At 64.3% G+C, this 17,606-nt stretch carries 14 protein-coding genes; 12 read left to right on the top strand and 2 right to left on the bottom strand.

What is annotated here, in order from left to right:
- Positions 1-31 precede the first annotated feature (31 nt).
- Complete coding sequence (rfbD, locus tag ACTFPK_RS07430; protein WP_126135030.1) at positions 32-889, top strand: dTDP-4-dehydrorhamnose reductase; 858 nt, start codon at positions 32-34, stop codon at positions 887-889.
- 122 nt (positions 890-1,011) lie between these two features.
- On the opposite strand, the gene rfbA is transcribed toward rfbD, so the two are convergent.
- Positions 1,012-1,902, bottom strand: coding sequence for a glucose-1-phosphate thymidylyltransferase RfbA (gene rfbA / locus ACTFPK_RS07425; RefSeq protein ID WP_126135029.1), 891 nt, complete (start codon positions 1,900-1,902; stop codon positions 1,012-1,014).
- Positions 1,903-2,122: 220 nt separating this feature from the next.
- Here rfbA and ACTFPK_RS07420 point away from each other — a divergent pair, with 220 nt between their 5' ends.
- The 3 genes from ACTFPK_RS07420 to ACTFPK_RS07410 are packed head-to-tail and all read left to right on the top strand — an operon-like array spanning position 2,123 to position 6,888.
- Positions 2,123-2,473, top strand: coding sequence for a WhiB family transcriptional regulator (locus ACTFPK_RS07420; protein WP_016443139.1), 351 nt, complete (start codon positions 2,123-2,125; stop codon positions 2,471-2,473).
- A gap of 36 nt (positions 2,474-2,509) precedes the next feature.
- The gene (locus ACTFPK_RS07415) at positions 2,510-5,509 is read left to right on the top strand and encodes a glycosyltransferase (RefSeq protein ID WP_439911390.1); all 3,000 of its coding nucleotides are present in this window, start codon (positions 2,510-2,512) and stop codon (positions 5,507-5,509) included.
- A complete protein-coding gene (locus ACTFPK_RS07410) occupies positions 5,509-6,888 on the top strand; it encodes a DUF5719 family protein (RefSeq protein ID WP_439911389.1) in 1,380 nt (459 codons plus the stop codon). Before ACTFPK_RS07415 ends, ACTFPK_RS07410 begins: the two co-directional genes overlap by 1 nt.
- 117 nt (positions 6,889-7,005) lie before the next feature.
- On the opposite strand, the gene ACTFPK_RS07405 is transcribed toward ACTFPK_RS07410, so the two are convergent.
- Complete coding sequence (locus ACTFPK_RS07405; RefSeq protein WP_039898916.1) at positions 7,006-7,443, bottom strand: metallopeptidase family protein; 438 nt, start codon at positions 7,441-7,443, stop codon at positions 7,006-7,008.
- 36 nt (positions 7,444-7,479) lie between these two features.
- Between ACTFPK_RS07405 and ACTFPK_RS07400 the strand changes: the two genes are divergently transcribed.
- The 8 genes from ACTFPK_RS07400 to ACTFPK_RS07365 all read left to right on the top strand — a co-directional run bounded on the left by ACTFPK_RS07400 (position 7,480) and on the right by ACTFPK_RS07365 (position 17,439).
- Positions 7,480-7,869 carry a DUF3499 domain-containing protein gene (locus tag ACTFPK_RS07400; RefSeq protein ID WP_320757502.1) on the top strand — a complete coding sequence of 130 codons (390 nt, stop codon included), beginning with the start codon at positions 7,480-7,482 and terminating at the stop codon, positions 7,867-7,869.
- Between the two features lie 149 nt (positions 7,870-8,018).
- Positions 8,019-8,702, top strand: a complete 684-nt coding sequence (mtrA, locus tag ACTFPK_RS07395) for an MtrAB system response regulator MtrA (protein ID WP_439911388.1) — start codon at positions 8,019-8,021, stop codon at positions 8,700-8,702.
- On the top strand, positions 8,699-10,591 hold the full coding sequence (gene mtrB / locus ACTFPK_RS07390) for an MtrAB system histidine kinase MtrB (protein ID WP_435730660.1): 1,893 nt from the start codon (positions 8,699-8,701) through the stop codon (positions 10,589-10,591). Before mtrA ends, mtrB begins: the two co-directional genes overlap by 4 nt.
- On the top strand, positions 10,588-12,309 hold the full coding sequence (locus ACTFPK_RS07385) for an LpqB family beta-propeller domain-containing protein (protein WP_320757504.1): 1,722 nt from the start codon (positions 10,588-10,590) through the stop codon (positions 12,307-12,309). The genes mtrB and ACTFPK_RS07385 overlap by 4 nt, the downstream gene beginning before the upstream one ends.
- Before the next feature lie 123 nt (positions 12,310-12,432).
- Entirely contained in the window at positions 12,433-13,398 is a 966-nt protein-coding gene (locus ACTFPK_RS07380; protein WP_320757505.1) for a ComF family protein, read from the top strand.
- 186 nt (positions 13,399-13,584) lie between these two features.
- A complete protein-coding gene (gene hpf, locus ACTFPK_RS07375; RefSeq protein ID WP_320757506.1) occupies positions 13,585-14,238 on the top strand; it encodes a ribosome hibernation-promoting factor, HPF/YfiA family in 654 nt (217 codons plus the stop codon).
- 591 nt (positions 14,239-14,829) lie between these two features.
- Complete coding sequence (locus ACTFPK_RS07370) at positions 14,830-16,344, top strand: FAD-dependent oxidoreductase (RefSeq protein WP_320757507.1); 1,515 nt, start codon at positions 14,830-14,832, stop codon at positions 16,342-16,344.
- A 45-nt stretch (positions 16,345-16,389) separates the two neighbouring features.
- Entirely contained in the window at positions 16,390-17,439 is a 1,050-nt protein-coding gene (locus ACTFPK_RS07365) for a lipoate--protein ligase family protein (protein ID WP_284883678.1), read from the top strand.
- Positions 17,440-17,606: the final 167 nt, after the last annotated feature.

Below are 17,606 nucleotides of genomic sequence, written 5' to 3'. Positions count from 1 at the left end.
TAACGCGGGTATAGACAAGGAAAGGACACCCATGCGCTGGATGGTTACCGGAAGTCGGGGAATGCTCGGCCAGGATCTCGTTGCTTTGCTCGCACAGCGCGGGCAGAACGTGCTCGCCGTGGATAAGAGCGAGCTGGATATTACCGATCCGGCCGCGGTAGCGCACCTGGTCGATAAGGTCGACGTCGTCGTTAATGTTGCTGCGCACACAGCCGTAGATAAAGCCGAAAGCGAGGAGGCTGCGGCCTTCACCATCAACGCAACCGGCCCGCAAATCCTGGCCCGGCGCACCGCCCACATCGGCGCGAAACTGGTGCAGGTGTCCACCGATTATGTGTTTTCCGGCGACGCCGTGGACCCTTACGAAGAAAATGACGTCATGAACCCCAAGGGTGCCTACGGGCGCACCAAAGCCGCAGGTGAGTGGGCGGTGCGTGCCGAAACGGACGACTACTACATCGTGCGGACCGCGTGGCTCTACGGCGCGCAGGGTAATTGTTTCCCGAAGACGATGGCACGCCTGGCCTCCGAACGCGATGCGCTGTCCGTCGTGACCGATGAGGTGGGCCAGCCCACCTGGACCGTGGACCTCGCGGATCTGATTTACCGTATGGTCGAGGCGAATATTCCCTCCGGGACCTACCACGGAACATCCTCGGGAAAGACGAACTGGTGGAATTTCACCCGCGAGATCGTTTCGACGCTGGGCAAAGACCCGGCGATGGTGGGGGAGACGACGGCGGCTGCTTTTAACCGTCCCGCCCCGCGCCCGCATTTCTCGGTGCTCTCGCACGGTGCCCTGCGCCGGGCCGGTATCGAGCCGATCGGGGATTGGAAGGACCGCTGGGAAGCCGCGGCGCCGAGCGTGCTCGCGGAGTACCTGGGCTAGTCGAGTACCCGGGCTAGCGAGCTAGCTCGGTAGACGAACGGGGCGGCCGACACCATGTCAGCCGCCCCGATTGCTTGAGCAGACCCGAGTCACGCGCCCGGCGGGCTCGCTCGAGTAGCGCTTTAGTAGCTTGCCGAAGGAATATCGTGCTGGGCTTCCAGGATCCCGAGCAGGTAGTCCCCGTAACCGGATTTACGCAGTTTCTCCCCGCGTTCCCGCAGTTCCGCATCGGTGAGGAATCCGCGCCGCCAGGCCACTTCCTCCGGGCAGCCCACCGAAAGCCCCTGGCGGGCCTGGATGGTGCGCACGAAGCTGGTGGCATCCGCGAGGGAATCGAAGGTGCCGGTATCTAGCCACGCGGTACCGCGGTCGAGCACCTCAACCTTGAGTTTGCCTGCTTCCAGGTACTTGCGGTTGACATCGGTGATTTCGTATTCCCCGCGTGCGGACGGTTCGAGGTTGCGGGCGATCTCGATAACGTCGTTGTCGTAGAAGTACAGACCCGGCACCGCGAAATTGGACTTCGGGTGGGCGGGCTTTTCCTCAATGGAGATCGCCTTGAAATTCTCGTCAAATTCGACGACGCCGTAGGCGCGCGCATCCGAGACATGGTAAGCAAAAATAGCGCCACCATCCGGGTTGGTATTGCGTTCCAAGCGGCGGCCCATCGTGGGGCCGTAGAAAATATTATCTCCGAGCACCAACCCGGCCGGTTCGTTACCGATGAAATCGGCGGCGATGGTGAAAGCGGTAGCCAGGCCGTTGGGCACTTCCTGCACCGCAAAAGAAATGCTGATGCCGAATTGGCTGCCGTCCCCGAGGAGCCGGTGGAAGGCCGGGGCATCTTCGGGTGTTGTAATGACCATGACGTCACGAATCCCGGCGAGCATCAGGGTGCTCAGCGGATAGTAGATCATCGGTTTGTCATACACGGGTACCAGCTGCTTGGAGGTGCCCAGCGTAACGGGATGAAGTCGAGTGCCGGAGCCTCCGGCCAGAATGATTCCACGCATAGGGTCATTTTTGCCTATTTGCAGGCCGGGCGCCACCGGCCGGGCCGGTTACGCCCGCGGTGATTGTGAGCAAATCGCCCAAGCGGCACAAGGCGCGCCCGGACGCGGCAACACGCCGGACTCGAACGAAAGTTCGGGCGGGCAATATACCGCTTTCGCTTGACTTTTGGGGTATGACACGCTTGTAATTTATAAAGACACCTTGGTTAGAGGAGGACATGTGCGGAGGATTAATCCCGGCTTGCGCGTCGCGGGGAACGGCGGATTGACGCCGCAGGACGCCCAGGACGCCATGCTCGATATCTTCGACCTCGGTTACGAGAAGGCCGATTCGGCATCCCTGCACTGGCGTGAATCCGCGTTGTGTGCCCAAACTGATCCCGATATTTTCTTCCCGGAAAAAGGCGGCTCCACCGCCCCCGCCACCTCGATCTGCCACGAATGCCCGGTGCGGGAGGAATGCCTGGAATACGCCCTCCAACATGATATTCGTCACGGTATCTGGGGTGGCATGTCGGATAATGACCGCCGGCGCCTGAGTCGGCAACGCCGCCGCGTCGGCGAGGCATAACCGCCCAGCGCCCGCGCTGGCGTAGCATCAACAGCAATGCAGTTCAGAATTCGCGCTCTCGTTATTACCCGGCCGGGCTCCGCATACCTGGAGGACACCCTCGCCGCGCTGGAATCCTCCACCCGGAAACCCGATGCCATCAGCGTGCTCACCGGAAAACTCGGGCTGGCTGTCAATGAGGCGCTTGCCGCGGATAGCCGTAACGCAACGGGCGGTGAACCGCGCGATACCGAAGAATCCAGCAGAGCAGAATCCACCACCGGCTACGACGCCTACTGGATCCTCCACGACGATAGCGCCCCCGCCCCAGATGCCCTCGCGAATCTCGCCCGCACCCTGGAAAACGCCGCGAATATTGGCGCGGTGGGCTGCAAACAGGTGGACTGGTCCGATCCGGGTGCGCTTCTGGAAGTCGGAATCCGCGCCACCCGCAGCGCGCGGCGGGTTCCCGAAGTGGCCCTGGACGACCGCGACGGCGGGCAGCTGGATGGGCGTTCTGATGTTCTCGCGGTAGGAAGCGCCGGCATGCTCGTGCGCGCCAGCGCCCTGCGCGACGTAGGCGGTTTCGATACCTGGCTGGGGCCTTTCGGGGACGGACTCGAACTTTCGCGGCGTTTGCGCGGAGCGGGCTGGCGCGTCGTCGTCGAACCTGCCGCCACCGTGCGCCACGCGCGTGTGTCCCTCGGAAACGACGGCCGTGATTCTTTCGCGGCCCGCCGCGCCGCGCAACTCTATAACGCGCTGCTCGCCGCGCCCGCGCTGCTCGCGCCTTTCCTTTTCCTCGGTTACGTGCTGCTCGCCCCGGTGCGGGCGCTGGTGCGCCTCCTCGGGAAAGAGGCACGGCTTGCGGACGGTGAAGTGCGCGGGGCCGCCCGCCTGATCACGAGCCTTCCCGCGCTGGTGCGGGCGCGCCGGCGGCGCCGTCGTACCGAAAAGAGCCGCGCCGGACTCGCGGCCCTCGAAGCGCGCGGGCGCGATGTACGTGCGGCCCGGCGCGAAATGACACGCAGTGAACGGGAGAAAATCCGTTTGGTGGCGCGTCCGAATCCACTCGAAGAAGCAGAACGACGGCGCTGGCGACGGTCCACCGCACACGCCCGGCGCACCGTCCTCCTCCTGACCGCCCTCGTGGCGGGTGTGGCTGCCTTCCCGCTGCTGCGCGGCGGGTACCTGATGGGCGGGGCGCTGCGCCCCGATGCCCTTAGCGGCACGGAACTGCTGCGCGCCAGCCTGCCCGGCTGGCTCGCGGTAGGGGATGGCACCCCGGGGCGCATCGACGCGCTGTGGACCCTCCTTTCCCCGCTGGCCCTGGTACTACAACCCTTCGGGGGCACCCTGGGGGACGCGGCGGTACTCCTGCTTCTCGGCGCGCCCGTGCTGGCCGGCATGACGGCTTTCTGGGCGGCCCGCACCCTCACCTTCTCCCCGCACGTGCGCGCGGTGGCCGGCCTGGTGTGGGCCGGAGCCGGGCCCCTGGTGGGGGCACTGAGCGCGGGCCATGTGGCCGGAGCGCTCGTCCATATTCTCTTGCCGGTGCTGGCCGCCTCGGTGCTATCCGTGTGGCGCCTGCCCCGCACCCGCGACCGTATCGAATCCACCGCGGGCCTGGGCACCGCGGCGCTGGCCGGTATCTACCTGGCCGCGGCCGCCCCGGTGATGCTCGCCGTTCTTCTTCTCATTGCGCTGGTGGGGGCACTGCGCTGGCGGCGTGCCCGCTGGCTGTGGGTGGTGATCCCGGCGGCCGTTGTGGTCATTCCCGGGCTGGAGGCAAACTGGCGGCTGCTTTTCGCCACTCCGGGAGAGCCCTTCGCCGCCCGCCCGGTCCCGCTCGATCTCCTTTCCTTCTTCCCGCTCACCCAGCCGAACTCCCTCCCGTGGCTCGGGGAGATTGCCATGATCTGCGCGGCTTGCCTCGTGGTCATCGCGGTGCTGGCCCTGGGGCGTGCCCGCAACTGGCAGCGCATCCGCGCCGGCTGGCTTATTGCCGCGGCCGGTTTCGCCTGGGCGGTTGCCTCCACTCACGTTTCCGTGGCCCGGGTGTACGACGGCGCCACCGCACTCAGCGCGCCGGCCTGGAGCGGTATCGGCTTGAGCGTGGCCTTTGGCGGGTTGTGGATTGCCCTGGTGAGTGCCGGGGACGGCCTGCGTACCGATATGAGCGGACGCTCCTTCGGGCTTTTCCAGCTCCTGGGGCTCGGATCCGTCGCGGTGCTCATCCTCAGTGCTCTGGCTGGGTCGGGTCTTTACCTCAGCCGCGCGCTCACCGGCACCACCGAGCTGCACCTAGAAACCGGCCGGCAGGTGCCGGCTGCCGCCACCCTCGAAGCATCCTCCCCGGACCGGGTACGGGTCCTGGCGCTCTACCCGGCTGAGGATGGCATCCGCGCCGAAATCTGGCGCGGGCCGGGCCGCCAACTCACCGATAGCACCATGGTCGGCGCGCTCGCGGCCCTGGAAGGAAGCTTCGCGAATGATGCCGCCGCAGCGGACTTAGCGAGCGCCGTCGCTGATATGAACGCCGGAAACCCGCGCGCCGCAGAGACTCTAGCCGAACACGCCATCTCCTACGTGGTCATCCCCGCCCAGGCCCCGCGCGCCGGAGAGCTGGCCCGCGCCCTGGGCGCAACCGGGCGTTTCGATATGATCAGCTCCAATGAGCAGCAGCTTTCCTGGCGGCTCACCCGCAGCGAGGCGAGCGCCGTGGACGCCGCGCGCCTCACCCTGGACGGCAGCGCACTACCCGCCGGGCGCTACCGCGCGGATACCGAACTCTCCGAGCGGGCGGGGCGCAGCGGCGGGATTGTGCGCCTGGCCGAACGGCATGATCCGCTCTGGGAGGCTCGCCTGGACGGCCAGCTCCTCCCCACCTATAACGCGGGATGGGCCCAGGCTTTCGAGATTCCACCCGGGAGCTCCGGGCGCCTGACAATCTCCTATAACCACACCGGGGACGGGCTGGTGGCCGCAGCGCGGATCCTTGCCGTGGCCGCAGCGCTCGTGGTCGCCATCCCCGTGCGGCGGAAGGTGGTCGAGTAATGGATCAGATTCGTGATGCAGCCGAAGCGGGGCGCGCCAGCGGGCGCGGGGCGCGCTGGCGGCACTTGACGGTGCGGGCCGGTAGCGCACTCGGGGTGGTGGGAATCGGCGCCGCGGTAGCGGCGGTCGCCGTCGTTCTTCCTACCGCCGCACCCCGCGCGGTAGAAGCGGAGGTGGCCAGCGCGGGAGAAGCCCCCACCCAGCTGCTGTGCGGGGGTGGATTTGAACAAACCATTTCCGCGGGTATGACCGTGGAGGGCACGCCCGGGGCAAACGCGGACAACATCGCCACCCAGGTGCTGCTTTTCGGCACCGCGGATAAGGAGGCGCGCGCCGCGCTTCCCACCGGAACGATCCTGAGTGCCGATCCCGGTGAGGTCCTCTCCGGCGCGGTGGCCTACAGTGCCCAGGGCGGTAACGGGCGCGGCCTGGCCACGAATCCTTGCGTGAGCGGGGCGGGGGAGCTGTGGATCACCGCCTCGGCCACCACCGTGGGGTACTCCAACCAGCTTCTTCTCACCAATCCGGGAGCCGCGCCCATTACCGTCCGGGTCGATGCCCTGGGCGGTGCCGGGCCGCTCGGCACGGTACGGGTGGCCGTTCCCGGGCGTTCCACCGTACGTCACACCCTGGACGGGCTGCTCGCCGAAGACTCCCGCCTCGCCCTCCACCTGAGCACCCCGGCCGGCACTTTCGGAGCGACCCTGCAAAATCAGCATATTTCCGGTACCAGCGGCGCCGGGGTTGATTTCACCACCGGTGCCCCGGCCGCCACGGATCTCACTATCCCGGGGATCCCGGAGGGCTCCACCCTGCGCATCGCCAATCCGGGGGAGGCTACCACCTTCACGGTGCAGCTCACCGCAGAAGACGGCACCACCCGCACCCTTCCCGGCGGGGAGGACGTGGCCATCGCCGCAAATTCCGTTATGGATCTCACTCTGGCCGGTATCGACCCGGGTACCTACGCGGTGCAGGTGCGTGGGCCGCAGCCCCTCGCCGCGGGTGCGTCACTGGGCGGCGGGGGAGATACCGCCTGGGCCAGTCCGGTTGCCCCGGCCGCCCGCACCGCGGGAAGCTTCGGGCCCGGACCGGCCCGCCTGGCGCTGGCCGGGCGCGGCCACGCTGAGATTACCCCGGTGGGAGCCGACGGTGTGGATCTTGACCCCGTGAACGCCCAAGTTTCGGGATATACCACGGTGGACCTACCCGAAGCTGCTCGCGGATACCGCATCGAGGCGGAAAACCCGGTGAGTGCCGCCGCGCTTGTTCGTGCCCCGAACGGGGAAGCTGGCGGAGCGAGCGGAATTGACTGGGTGGGCGCGGTTGCCGACCAGCGCGAGGCGCTCTCTGCCCGTGTCGCGGTGCGCCAGAACTAGAAACCGCGGTGCGAGCCACCTAGGCGTGCACGATCAACAAAAACGCACCACCGCGGCCGCCGCGGCGCGCAGGAACGCAGGCACGCGGGCCGCAGCTGCGGCGTCGTACCAGAAAAACTAAAAACCGCGCCGCAAAAAATCGATGTCCTCGGGGTGGCGGGAAATCGCAGCCGCGAGTTGTTCGGTGACGATATCGTGAATGACAATACGCGGGAAAGGGCTGGCCATCGCGGTACGCATCATCGGCATCCGGTAAAACAGCAGCCGGGCCCGCACCGCGCCCCCGCGCTCGAAAGGCAGCAGGCGCGCCAGGGGAACCCCGTCCTCCCAAGGCGAAGGATCGGAGGCCGGAACATCCATGACCGCGAAATCAAGATCGCGCATTTCTTCCCCGAAATGGGCGCGGTAGGTGGCTAGTTCGGAGGCGATAATATCGTCGAATTTATCTGCCCGGGTGCGCCAGGCCGGCAGGGTATAGGGGAGCACCGGTCCTTGAATTCCCCGTCCGTGCCGATCACGGCGGCGGGGGCGAGGCGTGGAAGGAAAAGTGTCCATACCCCAAGGTTACACGGGCGTGCTAACGTCTAAGGCGTGAGTCCGTTGAGAAAGTGTTCCCGCACCACGTGCCAGCAGCCGGCCGTTGCCACGTTGACCTACCAGTACGCGGAAGCAACCGCCGTGATCGGGCCGCTCTCACCGGTGGCCTCCCCGGGCACCTTCGACCTGTGCGAAGCGCACGCCGAATCGGTGACCGTCCCGCGCGGCTGGCAGATGATCCGCCTGCGCACCGAATTTGAACCGGCCCCGCCCTCGGATACCGATCTCATGGCGCTCGCGGATGCCATCCGAGAAACCGCCACCCGCCAGCCACCAGAACCTTCCCGCGCTACTCGGAAGGTGAGCCGCCCCTCCGATGTGGCGGTGCGCCCGCGCCTGAGCGTGGTGCGTAGCGAGGAAACGGAAACGCCGGAAGATAACTAGAGGTACGACGACGCCTCTTCGGCTCCGCGCCCAGTCCGCACACGTTATGCCCGCCCCGTGCGCCTTGCGCTTCGTGGCCGCCGCGCTCACCGCGCACGCTATTCGCGCATTTTTCTGCACGATTGGCACGAACGTGAGAAAATGGCGCTATGACTATGCGCGTTCTTGTGGTCGATGACGATCCCGGTATCTCTGAAATGGTGGCGATCCTGCTGGAATCGGAAGGATACGCCGTGACGGTATGTGCCACCGGCACCAATGCTCTGCCTATTTTCCGGGCGGAAACACCGGATATTGTGCTCTTGGATGTCATGCTGCCCGGAATGAGCGGAGTAGAGGTGGCCCGCCAGCTGCGTGAAGAAAGCGATGTCCCCATCATTATGATGAGTGCCCTTACCGATTCGGTGGACGTGGTGGCCGGCCTGGAAGCCGGGGCGGATGATTACGTCACCAAGCCTTTTGAGAACTCGGTGCTCCTCGCCCGCATTAAGGCGCGACTGCGGCGCACCGAACCGGAAGTGGAAACGCTGCGGGTTGCCGATCTGGTGATCGACCCGCGCGCCCACCAGGTCACGCGTAACGGGGAAGATCTTCACCTGACCCCCCTCGAATTTGAGCTGCTCACCACCCTGGCGCGCAAGCCCTACCAGGTATTCTCCCGCGAAGAACTCCTCAAGCAGGTATGGGGCTACCGCCACGATTCCACCGATACCCGCCTCGTTAACGTGCATATTCAGCGCCTGCGCTCCAAGGTGGAAAAGGACCCGGATAATCCCGAGGTGGTTATTACCGTGCGCGGGGTGGGATACCGGGCGGGGGCAACCCAGGAGTGAGTCAATTTTCGCGGCGCGGCTATATTCATCGCAGCCTCGGGAGCATGGGGCGCGGCGCGCTCACCTCATTTTCGCAATCCTGGCGCACCTCTCTCAACGCGCGAGTGGTTTCCGCGATTGTGGCTATCGGGGTGCTCACGAGTATCGTGACCGCGGTTATTGTTGCTAACCAAACGCGTTCGCAACTTTATGACCGCGCCGTCAGCGCTGCCACCGAGCAATTTTACGGCGCCCGCTCCCAAGCCCAATATGTTTTTGACTCGGCCAATGCCCAAACCTCCGGCGCGGTTCAGGAAATTGCGAACGCGCAGGTGCGCTCCCAATTTGAACCGATCCGCGGGGTGGTGGGCACGGCCCTCATCCGCTCGCCAGGGCAGAATACCGGTAATTACCTGGTAGCTGATGTGGGGGCACCCACTCCCGCAACCGTCATGGATGTGCTTACCCCCGAATTGCGGGAGGCCGTGCAAGAATCCTCCAGCCCGCAATGGCAGGCAGTGGCGATTGCCAAGGGGGAGGAATACACCCTCCCCGGGATTCTTATCGGTGCGACCGTGCGCCTTCCCAATGCCGGCATGTATGAGTTTTACACGCTCTATTCTCTGGAAAACGAAGAGGTGACGGTGGCGCAGGTTTCCCGGGTGCTTATGCTCGCCACTGTCGCCCTTCTTACCATCGTGGCGGTAGCTACTGGTGTGCTCGTTAACGTGGTCTTGAAGCCGGTGCGAGCCGCGGCGGAAAACGCCCGCCAGCTGGCCGGGGGCGCTTTTGATGTGCGGATGGATGATCGCGGGGAAGACGAATTAGCCCAGCTTGGCTCCGCTTTTAACCAGATGGCAGAATCCCTCCAGGATCAATTCACCCGCCTTGAACGGCTCTCCCAGGTGCAGCAGAATTTCGTATCCGCGGTGTCTCATGAATTGCGCACCCCGGTCACCACCATCAGGATGGCCGGCCAGCTCATCTACGATAAGCGTTCCGAACTTCCCTCCAGCCTGCGGCGTTCGGCCGAACTCCAGCATTCCCAACTTATTTCTCTGGACACCATGCTCTCCGATCTTTTGGAGATTTCTCGCTTCGATGCGGGGTCGATGGTGCTGGAAACCAGCAAAATCGACGTCGTAGAAATTGTGCGGCGCGTGATTATCTCCCAGGCGCCCCTTATCGAAGCGAACAGGGTGCCCGTCACGCTCTCCGCGCGCGGGGAAACCGTGGCCAGCGTGGACTCGCGCCGTATCGAACGTATCGTGCGCAACCTCGTGGTGAACGCGGTGGAACATGCCGAAGGCGGGCCCGTTAAAGTGCGGGTGGTTGGTTCGGATACCGCGGTGGCGGTGGAAGTATCCGATCGCGGTATCGGCCTGAGCCCCGAGCAGGCCTCCCACGTTTTTGATCGTTTCTGGCGTGCCGATACTTCCCGGGTGCGAAAATCGGGAGGAACCGGCCTGGGCCTGACTATCGCCCGCGAAGACGCCCTGCTCCACGAAGGTCGCCTGCAAGCTACCGGCGAATTGGGGGTGGGATCCACCTTCCTCCTCACCGTGCCCCGTACCCAGAAAGCGGCCTTCACCCCGCCGCTGCCCCTGCGGGTGGCTGCCGCGGAAGATTGGGACGACAGCGAGGATATTCCCATTGAGATCGTGCGCGCGGATACCACCGGGTCCCTGCCCGCGGTGGGTACCACCGGCACGATTCCAGCTATTCGCGCAATGGCGGTAGTGCCCGCGGACGCAAGCAGCGGGGCCGCTGCGGCGGCGTCGCCCAAACCTGCGGCGCAGGGTACTGCCGTTTCCGGTACGACGACGCACACCCCGAACGCGCCTACCGGAACAATGGCGCCCACCGGTTCGGCGGCGCCTACCGGCACTGCGGGGAAGGAGGACGCATGAACGCGCACGTGCTGAAGAAAGCGGGGCGGGGGCGTGCCCTCGCGGTGCTGCTCAGCGTAATGATCCTGGCGCTGGCCGGATGCGGGCGGCTGCCGCGTTCCGGGCCGGTCAATGAGGCGAGCGTGCCACCCACCGAAGAAGCTGTTTTCGGCCTCACCCCGGCCGGCCCGGCTACCGGTGCTTCACCCGAAGAAGTGATCCGCGGTTTCCTGCTGGCCGGGAGCAGCGGGGCGGGCGATGATTACGCCACCGCCCGCCAATTCCTCACCAAAGAAGCCGGCCGCACCTGGAATCCGCGCTCCCAGGTGCGCGTGTACCCGAATTCCCAAAACATTTCCCCCACCCAACGAGAGGACGGCACCTATGTTATTTCGGTGACCGCGCAAGGGACCGTGGATACCGGTGGGCGCTACACCGAGGCCTCCACGGACGCCATTCACTCCACCACTTTCAAACTGGATCGTAATGCCAGCGGCGAATGGCGCATCGCCGAATTGGAAGACGGCGTCATGATGACCGATAGCCTCTTCGCCTCCATGTACGTGCGTACCCCGCTGTATTTCATCGGGCCCGGCTCGGATACCATGGTTCCCGATCTGCGTTTCTACCCGCGGATGACCTTTATTTCTTCCACGATTGCCGGGCTGCTGGCCGGGCCCTCGCCCTGGCTTGCCGATGCGGTCCATTCGGAAATTCCCACTACTTTGCGTATGGCCTCCAGCCCGAAGCTGGAAAGCGGGGTGCTGACTCTGGATGTCACAGCGGAAATCTCCACCCTCAGCCGAGAATCCCAGGCGCGTGCCGTGCAGCAGATCCAGCGTTCCTTTACCGGCCAGAGCGTGGTACCGGTGCATTCGGTGAATATTACGGTGTCGGGCGAGCCACTGGATCCCATCGCCATCGCGGATCTGCCCACGTATCCGTACGGGGCTTATGACCTCACCGTGTTGGAGAACAACCGGCCCTACAAGGTGGAAGAAGGCAAGACCCGCCCGGTCTTCACCAGCGGGGTCTTCGACGATATTCACGTGGCGCGCATGGCCGGGAACTATTCCGATTCGGTGGCCTCCTACGCACTGCTCACCGCGCAGCGCGATGCCCTGGTGCGGGTGGGAAGCGATGGTTTCCAGCCCTTCACGATGGTCCGCGGGGAGCGCCTGGTGGAGCCCTCCTACGACTACTGGGGCTGGGTGTGGACGTCCGAAACTGATAATAAGGGTGTGGTGCTGGCCGCCGCTGATGACGGCCGGGTGCGCGAATTGACCGCGCCTTTCCTCAAGGGCGCGCGGATCCGGGAAGTTCGGGCTTCACGCGAAGGCGCGCGTCTGCTGATTGTGGCGCAGGTGGGGGATACCGTGCAGATGCTCATTGCTCCCATCCAGCGCGATGCCCGCCACGAGCCGACAGCTCTCGGAGATCCGCTAGAGGTGGGGCAGCGCCTGGCGGATGTGAGCTCGGTGGCCTGGATTTCCAGTACGGATATCGCGGTGCTCGGGCGCGCTACCGCCGGTACAGATCCGCTGATTTTCGCGGTGCGGGTGGGCGGACCCATGGAACGCCTCAACGTCACGCCCTATCCCGGTTCGGTGCGGCTGACTGCCGGGCGCGGGGAGCAATCGATCGTGGTCCTTACCGACCAGCAGGTTGTTGCTACTCGCGATGGCGGGGCGTGGCGGCCGGTCGCGACCGGCGTTACGGATATCGTGCTGCCGGGGTAGCCGGGGTAGCCGGGGTAGCTGCGCCGTTCGGGGAGCTGTCCACAAGTTTCCCAAACGCCGTGCTTATCCACAGGCTGCTTGCGAGTGGATGCGTTCCCGGGAAAGGTGCGGCACGCTGAAACCATGTTTGTTGGTACGACGCCGCAGCTGCGCCCGCGCGTCCTCTCCGCACATCACGGAGGCGCTTCTCTAGGCGCAGCTCACACCGGTGGCGGCTTGTTTGCCCGCGGTGGCGGAGCCGGTGCCGGTGCGTTGCGCTCCTGGGCCGGTGCCCTGGGTGACCTCATCTTTCCGCGCTGGTGTGCCGGATGCGGGGCCTGGGATGCCACCCTGTGCCCGGCCTGCACCCGGGAGGTAGCCGGCAGGTGGCGCGGTGGGGAAGGCCGCGCCCCGGCCCTCATGCAGATCCTCCCCGATGGTCGTGAAGAAGCCCTCTTCCCGGTTTTCGCCCTGGGGGAATACGTCGGAGTGCGCCGGCAAGCACTCCTCACCTGGAAACATGGGAACGACGCCGCACTCACCGCCCGCTTCGCCACTCTTTTTGCGCAGCGCTGCCGGCAGCTCGCCCCGCTCTGGGAAGGCACGGCGCTCAGTGTTATTCCCGCGCCCTCGGGAGCGGCGCGCCACCGGGCCGGGCGTTTCATCGCCGGGCACCTGGCGCAGGCCGCGGCGCGGGGGCTAGGTGCCGGGGGTGTAGATGCCCACTCCGCGCCCGTCCTTCTCAGCGGAGAAAATCGGGGCGGTGGGCTGCTCGGCACGCTACCGGCGCAGCTCCTGGCGCGAGTGATATACGCGGCGGAAGAAAAACGTGCCCGGGCTGGAAAACGCCACCTTGCCGGGCAGCGTGAACGTGCCGCTAAAGGCCGTGGAATCCGGATACGTCCTGGTATCACCATTCCCAGGCGGGTTCTCCTCATCGATGATGTCCTGACCACCGGTTCTACGCTGGCTGGTTGTGCCCGCGCCATCGGGCAGGCGGGTGGGAAGGTGGTCGCGGCCTTGGTCCTAGCCCTGGCTCCGGATCCGCGTCCAGCGAACTCGCACACAGCGTTATCGCTGCTCCAACCCTTTCCGAATGTTGTGAACTGAACTACACTTAATGCCAAGAAATAACGGTGCCGGTAGTGCTAGCTGGTAAAACGAGCAATGGTGAACGTTGTACCAGCCGCGTGCCGGGTGACCCAGGATAGGGGGTGGTGCCTCTCTTATCCGCGTGAGAAGCGGGCTTTTTTTCAGCGGGCCGCGCGCCCGCCACTACATCCCAAGGAGGACACCGTGGAGATTATCGTCAAGGGTAGGAACACTGAAGTTTCGGACCGTTTCCGCAATCACATCGAAGAAAAAATTGCGAAGGTGGAACAGTTCGCTCCGCGCGCTCAGCGCGTTGAGGTAGAGGTGTCGAAGGAAAAGAACCCCGCCCAAGCGGATAACTCGAAAGTTATCGAAATCACGGTTATTGATAAGGGCCCGGTTATTCGGGCTGAGGCCTCAGCTGCTGATCAGTACAGCGCCCTCGATCTAGCATCCGGAAAGCTTTTTGAGCGGCTGCGCCGCTCGCGTGATCGCCGCAAGTCCCATCGGCGCGTGGTTGAGAAGGTAGGAGAACCGCTCACGCTCACCGCGGAGGACCTTGCGGCAGAAGCCCAGGCGGAGTCAATGCCCGAAGTAGAAGTGGAAGCAGCGCATCCCACCCGCCCCGAAACTACCGGGGAAGCGGTAGAAACCCAGCTGGGGGATTCCCCGGTTGTGGTGCGCGATAAGCTCTACGAAGCCAATCCCATGTCCGTGGACCAAGCTCTCTACGAAATGGAAATGGTGGGCCACCCCTTCTACCTCTTCATCGACGAAGAAACGAAGCAACCGTGCGCGGTCTACCTGCGCCACGGCTGGACCTACGGGATTATTCGTCTCGACACCACGGTGCAGTAAATCCTGCACCCCGGTGTGGCCCGTGCCGCGCTTCCCGCACTGAGTAGTGGCATAGTAGCGGACTATCAAACGGGCCAAAGCCACGAATACACACCAAGGCGAGGGACCGAGCACCATGCCCGGTCCCTCGCCCTATGCCCGCTCCCTCGCCTTATTTCCCGGATCGTAACTGACCATGCGCAGCTGCCTCCGAAAACAAAGTGTGCGTGCGAGTACCGTTCTGGGTCGAATTCGTGTCTCTAATGTGCACTTGACGGAGGCCACGGTTCGAAACGTGCACTTCGGGGCAGAGAGGCCATGCCTGCTAACAAAATGTGCCTGGGTGACAGTTTTTCTGCGGTTTAATGTCCGTGGCGTACATTATGTGCCCCTAACAGTCGGAAATGCACGTTTTGCAGTCTTGACGCTTGAGGATTACTCACGGCACGTGCCCCGGGCCGGATCACAAAGTGGTACTGGAGCTACAGTTACCGCCCGGTTTCCTGTCGTGCAGTACCACTCTGTAAGGCCAGATGTTCTCCGGTACTGCCCTGCCCGTCGTGCGCACGGCTCGCTAAGATAGGGGAGGTGAACGCAGAAGGAGAGTTAGCCGTGACACATGCATCCCCCGCCCCGGAGCACGCCACCTCGCAGTCCGCATCGGAGCAGGAATCGCCGGCGCCAACCACGCCACCCACGCCCGAGCAGGCCACACAGCCAACCACACCCGAGCAAGCCACCCAGGAACGCCCCTATCGGGTAGCGGTCATCGGCGCGGGACCGGCCGGGATTTACGCCTCGGATATCCTCAGCAAATCCGATATCCCGGTCAGCATTGACCTTTTCGATAAGCTGCCCACCCCCTACGGCTTGGTCCGCTACGGGGTTGCGCCTGACCACCCGCGCATCGGCTCGATTATCAAAGCCCTCCATGCCATTCTCAAACGGGGCGATATTCGCTTCCTCGGGAATGTGAAAATCGGGGAAGACGTCCACATGTCCGAAATTCACGAATTTTACGATGCGGTCGTCGTCGCCACCGGCGCCGACCAATCCGTACCGCTGGACGTCCCGGGCGCTGATCTTCCGGAAGTCTACGGGGCCGCGGATTTCGTTTCCTGGTACGACGGCCATCCCGATGTACCGCGCACCTGGCCCCTCAATGCCCGCAATGTCGCGGTGATCGGAGTGGGGAATGTGGCCCTCGATATTTCCCGCATCCTCGTGCGCTCCGCGGATGACCTGCGTGCCCACACCGATATTCCCGAGAATGTGGAGCTCGGGCTGCGCGCCAATCCCGTCGAACACGTGCATATCTTTGGGCGGCGCGGCCCGGCCCAGGTGAAGTTCACCCCGCTTGAGCTGCGCGAGCTGAGTGAAGTCGCCGGGGTGGATATCCAGGTGTATCCCGAAGATTTCCAATACGATGCCGGCTCCCAAGAGGCTCTTGATTCTTCGAAGATGACCCGTCAGGTGGTGGATCTCCTCACTGACTGGGTCTTCAACGATCCGGATGAGATGACCGCCCCGCGCCGAATCCACATCCATCTCATGCAGGCCCCGGTAGAAATCCTTGGCACGGACCACGTGACCGGGATCCGTATGGAACGCACCCAGCTTCAGGGGGACGGTACCGTGACCGGCACCGGCGAAACCGTGGATTACCCGGTGGAAGCGGTCTACAGCGCTATCGGTTACGCTTCCGAGCCATTGGACGGCCTGCCTTGGGATCCTATCCATCGGGTTATCCCGAATGTGGAAGGTCGCATCGTCACCGACACGGGGGAGACTATCCCCGGCTACTACGTGACCGGGTGGATTAAGCGTGGCCCCGTCGGCCTGATCGGCTCCACGAAATCCGATGCGCGCCAAACCATTCGCCACCTCGTTGCCGACGCCCAAGCCGGCATCGCGCGTGCTACCGGGGACGGCTCGGGCGGGCGCGGTCTCCTCGACCTCCTGACCGAACGTGGTGTGAAATGGACCACCTGGGAAGGGTGGGAGCTCCTGGAAGCTTTCGAGGAAAACCTCGGGGCCCAGCAGGGGCGTGCCCGGGTCAAGGTGGTCAATCGTGACACGATGACCGCGATTTCGCGTGGGGAGTCGCACGACGGCGCGCTCCTCTAACCATCCGCTTATCCCTCACCATCCGTGACAGAAAGAAGAACGCTCATGCACGGCGAATACAAGGAACTCGGCCAGAAAATGGCGATTGTTGACCTCGATGTGGTCGATAACAAACTCGCGAATGTTCGCCTCTCCGGCGATTTCTTCATCGAACCGGATAGCGCGTTGTGGCGCATCACCGAAGCGATTGAAGGGCTGGAGGCCGATGCCTCCGCGGAGGATATTGCCCAGGCGGTCGAGGCGGCGGTGCTCCCCACCGATAATCTCTTCGGGCTGAGCCCGCGCGGGGTTGCGGTGGCGGTACGCCGCGCCGTAGGCCACGCCCTGGCCTGGGAAGATATCGATTTCGAGATTCTCCACACCCCGGTTATCCACCCCGTTCTCAATATGACCATGGATGAAACCCTCCCCGAAGCGGTGGCCCGCGGGGAACACAAGCCCTTCTTGCGCATCTGGGAATGGGACCGCCCCCTCGTGGTTATGGGTTCCTACCAGTCCTATTCCAATGAGATCAACCAGGACGGGGTGGATCGCCACGGCATCACGGTCGGGCGGCGCATTACCGGCGGGGGCACCATGTTCATGGAGCCGGGTAATTGCATCACGTATTCGCTGGTCGTGCCCACCGCGCTCGTGGATGGGATGTCCTTCCTGGAGTCCTATCCTTTCCTCGATGCCTGGGTCATCGAGGCCCTCGCGCGGGTGGGGGTGAAAGCCCACTACGTGCCTCTCAACGACATCGCTTCCGACCGTGGCAAAATCGGCGGAGCGGCCCAGAAACACTTCGCTACCGGCTATATGGTGCACCATGTCACCCTCGCGTATGACATCGACGCGGACAAGATGATGGACGTGCTCAATATGGGCAGTGCGGGCAAGAAGAATCGCGGGCACCGCTCCGCGAACAAACGCGTGGATCCCATGAAGAGCCAGACCGGGATGGCGCGCGACGCCATTATCGAGGTATTCAAGGACGTTTTCACCCAGAAGTACGGAGCGAGCCAGGGTGAGATCACCGCGGAAGACCTGCGCGTGGCCCAGGAACGTTACGAGGCGAAATTCTCAACGCCCGAATGGATTCACCGCCTGCCCTAAAGCCCGGTTGCGGCGCGTGTGCCTGCACGCGAGTGCGAGTGCGTGGTGCGCTAGTGCACGTCCGGTACGACGGCGCAGCTAGCGGTCCACGAGCCTGCCGGGCAGTCGAAGGAGTGGTGGTGGCCACGTTCCCGTCTCAAAAGTTGACAGTAACTTTCCTCCCTGGG

It is taken from the genome of Actinotignum sp. UMB0459 (assembly GCF_051905915.1).
Taxonomy (GTDB): domain Bacteria; phylum Actinomycetota; class Actinomycetes; order Actinomycetales; family Actinomycetaceae; genus Actinotignum; species Actinotignum sanguinis.
The sequence above is the reverse complement of the archived record's forward strand: the minus strand, read 5'-3'. Positions and strand labels throughout refer to the sequence as shown.

Excerpts from the sequence above, each read along its gene's own strand:
- rfbD (WP_126135030.1), top strand. The coding sequence starts at position 32 with ATGCGCTGGATGGTTACCGGAAGTCGGGGAATGCTCGGCCAGGATCTC.
- rfbA (WP_126135029.1), bottom strand. The coding sequence starts at position 1,902 with ATGCGTGGAATCATTCTGGCCGGAGGCTCCGGCACTCGACTTCATCCC.
- ACTFPK_RS07415 (WP_439911390.1), top strand. The coding sequence starts at position 2,510 with ATGCAGTTCAGAATTCGCGCTCTCGTTATTACCCGGCCGGGCTCCGCA.
- ACTFPK_RS07410 (WP_439911389.1), top strand. The coding sequence starts at position 5,509 with ATGGATCAGATTCGTGATGCAGCCGAAGCGGGGCGCGCCAGCGGGCGC.
- ACTFPK_RS07405 (WP_039898916.1), bottom strand. The coding sequence starts at position 7,443 with ATGGACACTTTTCCTTCCACGCCTCGCCCCCGCCGCCGTGATCGGCAC.
- mtrA (WP_439911388.1), top strand. The coding sequence starts at position 8,019 with ATGACTATGCGCGTTCTTGTGGTCGATGACGATCCCGGTATCTCTGAA.
- ACTFPK_RS07385 (WP_320757504.1), top strand. The coding sequence starts at position 10,588 with ATGAACGCGCACGTGCTGAAGAAAGCGGGGCGGGGGCGTGCCCTCGCG.
- ACTFPK_RS07380 (WP_320757505.1), top strand. The coding sequence starts at position 12,433 with ATGTTTGTTGGTACGACGCCGCAGCTGCGCCCGCGCGTCCTCTCCGCA.
- ACTFPK_RS07365 (WP_284883678.1), top strand. The coding sequence starts at position 16,390 with ATGCACGGCGAATACAAGGAACTCGGCCAGAAAATGGCGATTGTTGAC.